This window comes from Caloramator australicus RC3 (genome assembly GCF_000297115.1).
Classification (GTDB): Bacteria; Bacillota; Clostridia; order Clostridiales; family Caloramatoraceae; genus Caloramator; species Caloramator australicus.
The window spans coordinates 1-4,519 of the sequence record NZ_CAKP01000116.1; the positions used below are offsets into that span (position 1 = coordinate 1).

Here is a 4,519-nt window from a genome sequence, read left to right on the forward strand (position 1 = left end):
GCTGCAGAAAATATATTGATTGAAACACCAGAGATTGTTTGATCTGCTCTTAAGTTTATACTCAATACAGCATGAATTAGTGCTATTCCCATTCCTGCTATAATGGCAAATAACACTCCGACCCAAGCATTGTTTGTAAGGAATGATCCTAAAACTCCAAAAAATGCTCCAGCTATCATTATACCTTCAAGTCCTATATTTACAACGCCCGATCTTTCTGATATTACGCCACCTAAGGCTGCAAATATTATAGGAGTTGCCAATCTTAATGTAGCTGCAATTAATGAGACGAATAGGGAGATCGTTATGCTATGCATTCTTGATTGCCTCCTTTTTCTTCTTTTCTTTCAACCATTTGTATATATAATCAGCAGCTACAAATATAATAATTATACCCTGGATTATATATACAATTTGCTTTGGTATTCTAAACTTTTGAAGTATTCTAGCACTTGAGTTCAAGCCACCAAACAATAGTGATGAGAATAAAACTCCAATAGGATGGCTTTTTGCAAGCAAGGCAACAGCTATTCCGTCAAAACCATAATTAGTAAATCCAACAAGCTGATGGGCTTTATGAATAGTTCCCGCAACGTGAGCAGCGCCACCAAGACCTGCTATTGCCCCTGAAATTACCATTGCCAAAATGATATTTTTCTTTGAATTAATACCGCCATATTCTGCAGCATGCATATTAAGTCCAACTGCTCTTAATTCATAGCCAATTGTTGTTTTCCAAAGCAGCCAATATATAACGAATATCAAAGCAATACCAATAAACAATCCAACATTTACTCTTTCTGAGGGACTTAAAAATCTATATAATTGTGCTGATTCTAAAATCATTTTTGATGAGGCTGAGCCTTCCCTATGAATAGGCCCCTTAACGAAATAGTTTGAAACATTCATTGCGATAAAATTCATCATTATAGTATTAACAACTTCGTTAGTTCCAACCTTTGCCTTTAAATATCCAGGAATTGCAGCCCACACTGCCCCAAAAATTAAACCACCTAATAAGACTAATGTAACATGTATTGGTGCTGGAATTCCAGGAATTAAACCAATAAGTGCTGCTGCAAGCATCCCCATTATAAATTGTCCTTCAACACCGATATTAAAAAGTCCTGTTCTAAAGGCTACAGAGTGTGCAAGTCCTGTAAAAATAAGTGGAGTCATTGCAACTAATGTTTCTATAAAATTTGCCCTTTTACCGAATGTTCCTTCCCAAATAGCTGAAAATAATGTTGCTGTTCCATCAATAAATCCTAAATTTTTTGCCCACATTACAAAAAATACTGCAACAAACAATCCTAAAAGAATTGCTATGAGAGGGAACATTAAAACGTCTATTGCCTTTTTAACCAAAGCATTAAAAGCTACATTTTTTGTTTTATTGTTTATCATGTTCTCCCTCCTTCTTATTTAAAGTTCCTCCTGCCATGAGGATACCCAATTCCATTTCATTTGTCTTATCAGCATCTAAGATTCCTACTATCTTTCCATCATACATAACTGCAATTCTATCTGAAAGGGCCATGACTTCATCAAGTTCAAGGGAAACTAATAGGACTGCCTTGCCCTTATCTCTTTCTTCTACTAATCTCTTATGAATATATTCAATTGCTCCAACATCTAGTCCTCTTGTTGGTTGTGTCGCTATTAAAAGTTCTGGGTCCTTTGTAATTTCTCTTGCAGCAATAAATTTTTGCTGATTACCACCTGATAGTGCCCCTGCATGAACCTCTTCATTTGGAGTTCTAACATCAAAATCGTTTATTAACTTTTTAGCATGTTCTCTAATAACGTCATAATTCATTATAATTCCCTTTGAGAAAGGCTCCTTATCATGCTGGCCCAAAACGGCATTTTCAGTTAACGAGAATTTTAAAACCAAACCATGTTTATGTCTATCCTCTGGAATATTACTAATACCAGCCTCTATGATTTCCTTTGGTGCTCTGTTTGTTAAATCATTGCCCTTTAAGATTACTCTTCCACCAGTTGCCCTTCTAAGTCCTGTTATAACCTCAACAAGCTCAGTTTGTCCGTTACCATCGACACCTGCAATACCAAGTATTTCGCCTGACCTTACTTCTAAATCAACACCCTTTAATTTAGGCAGCTTTCTATGATCCAAAGCCTGAAGATTTTCAATTTTTAATACAACATCTCCTACCTTTGCTGGTTTCTTTTCAACTACCAAATTCACCTTTCTACCAACCATCATCTCTGCAAGAGTATCCATGTCAACATCCTTTGTATTTACTGTATCTACTACCTTACCCCTACGAACTATTGTTACTCTATCACTCATATTCATAACTTCTTTCAATTTATGAGTAATTAAAATAATTGATTTTCCTTCCTTTACAAGATTCTTTAGAATCTGTCCTAATTCTTCTATTTCCTGAGGAGTTAAAACTGCGGTAGGCTCATCCAATATTAATATCTCTGCTCCTCTATATAAAGCCTTTAATATTTCAACTTTTTGCTGCTGTCCAACAGTAATGTCTTCTATAATGCTATTTGGATCCACATTAAATCCATATTTATCAGCAAGCTCTTTTACATCCTTTATTGCCTTTTTGTAATCTATTTTAAAACCAAAGGCTGTTTTAGGCTCACTACCTAATATTATATTTTCAGCAACTGTAAAATTATGAACAAGCATGAAGTGTTGATGAACCATGCCTATTCCCATAGCTATAGCATCTGATGGTCCCTTTATATTAACCTTCTTTCCATTAACATAAATTTCTCCTTTATCTGGTTGATAAAGACCATATAAAATATTCATCAACGTTGTTTTTCCAGCACCATTTTCACCAAGTAGAACGTGAATTTCTCCTTTTCTAAGTTCGAAATCTACATTATCGTTTGCAATAACTCCTGGGAATATTTTGGTGATACCTCTCATTTCAATAACTTTTTCCACTTATAATCCTCCTTCCTTAGCGTTTAAAAAAGCTAGATGCTTACGCATCTAGCATGCAATCATATTTGTGGTGCTTGGAATGTATCAACTTCAGCAGGCTTAGTTGGAACTGTGAATTTACCATCAATAATAGCTTGCTTATATTTATTTGCAAGATCAATTACTTCCTGTGGAACAGCTGGATTAATAGTAGGTGATATTCCAACACCATCTTCCTTTAAGCCAAGAACTACTGTTCCTGATGCGAATGTTCCTTCTATTGCTGCCTTTGAAGCAGTATATGTTGCAGTGTCAACTCTCTTAATCATTGATGCTAATATAACATCAGCTTTATCTGGAATTAGAACTGCTTGGTCTGAGTCAACACCAATTGCCCACTTTTTCATTTCCTTTGCAGCATTGAAAAGTCCTATTCCTACACCACCAGCTGCATGGTAAATAACGTCTGCACCATCGTTATACATTTTCTTTGCAATTTCATACCCTAATGCGACATCGCTGAAGCTGTTTGCATATTGAACAAGAACCTTAGCGTTTGGATTTACAGCCTTAACACCTGCTCTAAATCCAGCTTCAAATTTTTCAATAAGTTCAAACTTAATCCCACCAAGGAATCCTATTATGTTTGTTTTAGTCATCTTACCAGCTATAACACCCATTAAGAAGGAACCTTCTTCTTCTTTGAATACATATGAAGCAACGTTTGGAAGATCTACAACTGAGTCAATAATTGCAAATTTCTTATCAGGATTGTTTTGTGCTACTGCCTTAATAGCATCTGCCATCTTAAAGCCAACGCCAAATACTAAATCATTGTCAGCCGCTAAAGTTGTGAGATTTGGTTCATAATCGTCTGCTGATTTTGATTCAATAATTTGTGGTTCAATTCCGTATTCTGCTTTGATTTTTTCAAGTCCTGCAATAGCTGCATCGTTGAAGGATTTATCTCCCTTTCCTCCTTCATCAGTAGCAAGACCAATTTTAATTTGAGTTTGGTCTGTAGGTTGTTGTGCTTCCTTCTTTGCACAACCTGCAAAAAGACCTGCAACAAGAGTTAATGTTGCAATTAAAGCAATAAGTCTTTTCATTTTTGTTCCCCCTTTATTTTAGTTTTCATATTAAATATATTCTTTGCAGAATTCTAAAATCCTGCAAATTTTTCTACTATTTACAAAATGTTCAAAATGCACAAAATTGTTATATAGGATGCATATATAAATATACGACATTTTTATAAAATAATCAAGAAGAATTTTTTTGAAAGATAGTGTCAAGATATTGTAGGTTAATTTTTATAGACAACCCCTTAAATTAGCTAGTTTCAAGGCGTTTGTTAAATTTAAAAAACTTAAATTATATTTTCATATTTTATTGATTTTAATATCCTGTAAATTGGCGTTACTTTCCCTATGTTCAATATCGTTATATTATTCATAACTTCACGTGAAGATTTATTTATCTTTCTTATCGCTTCTTTTATTTTCTTCTTACTTACCTTGAAGGCTTTTTCATCTTCCTTAAACACACTTATTTCCCTTAAATTTCCTCCATTCTTGCTAAATACCCTTAGCTTTGCCATTA

Annotated in this window: 4 protein-coding genes and 1 pseudogene; all 5 read right to left on the bottom strand. The window is 34.5% G+C overall.

Annotated elements, in window-relative coordinates; all coding sequences use genetic code 11:
- Positions 1 to 317 (bottom strand): ABC transporter permease subunit (locus CAAU_RS11495; RefSeq protein WP_040306590.1); only part of this gene is annotated, 317 nt, incomplete at its 3' end.
- Positions 310 to 1,407: an ABC transporter permease gene (locus CAAU_RS11500; RefSeq protein ID WP_008909611.1), complete on the bottom strand. Its 1,098-nt coding sequence runs from the start codon at positions 1,405 to 1,407 to the stop codon at positions 310 to 312. The genes CAAU_RS11500 and CAAU_RS11495, both read right to left, overlap by 8 nt.
- A complete protein-coding gene (locus tag CAAU_RS11505; RefSeq protein ID WP_008909612.1) occupies positions 1,394 to 2,938 on the bottom strand; it encodes an ABC transporter ATP-binding protein in 1,545 nt (514 codons plus the stop codon). Before CAAU_RS11505 ends, CAAU_RS11500 begins: the two co-directional genes overlap by 14 nt.
- 59 nt (positions 2,939 to 2,997) lie before the next feature.
- Positions 2,998 to 4,026, bottom strand: coding sequence for a BMP family lipoprotein (locus tag CAAU_RS11510; protein WP_008909613.1), 1,029 nt, complete (start codon positions 4,024 to 4,026; stop codon positions 2,998 to 3,000).
- A 260-nt stretch (positions 4,027 to 4,286) separates the two neighbouring features.
- A pseudogene (locus CAAU_RS11515) lies at positions 4,287 to 4,519 on the bottom strand (UPF0236 family protein); the annotation flags it as partial.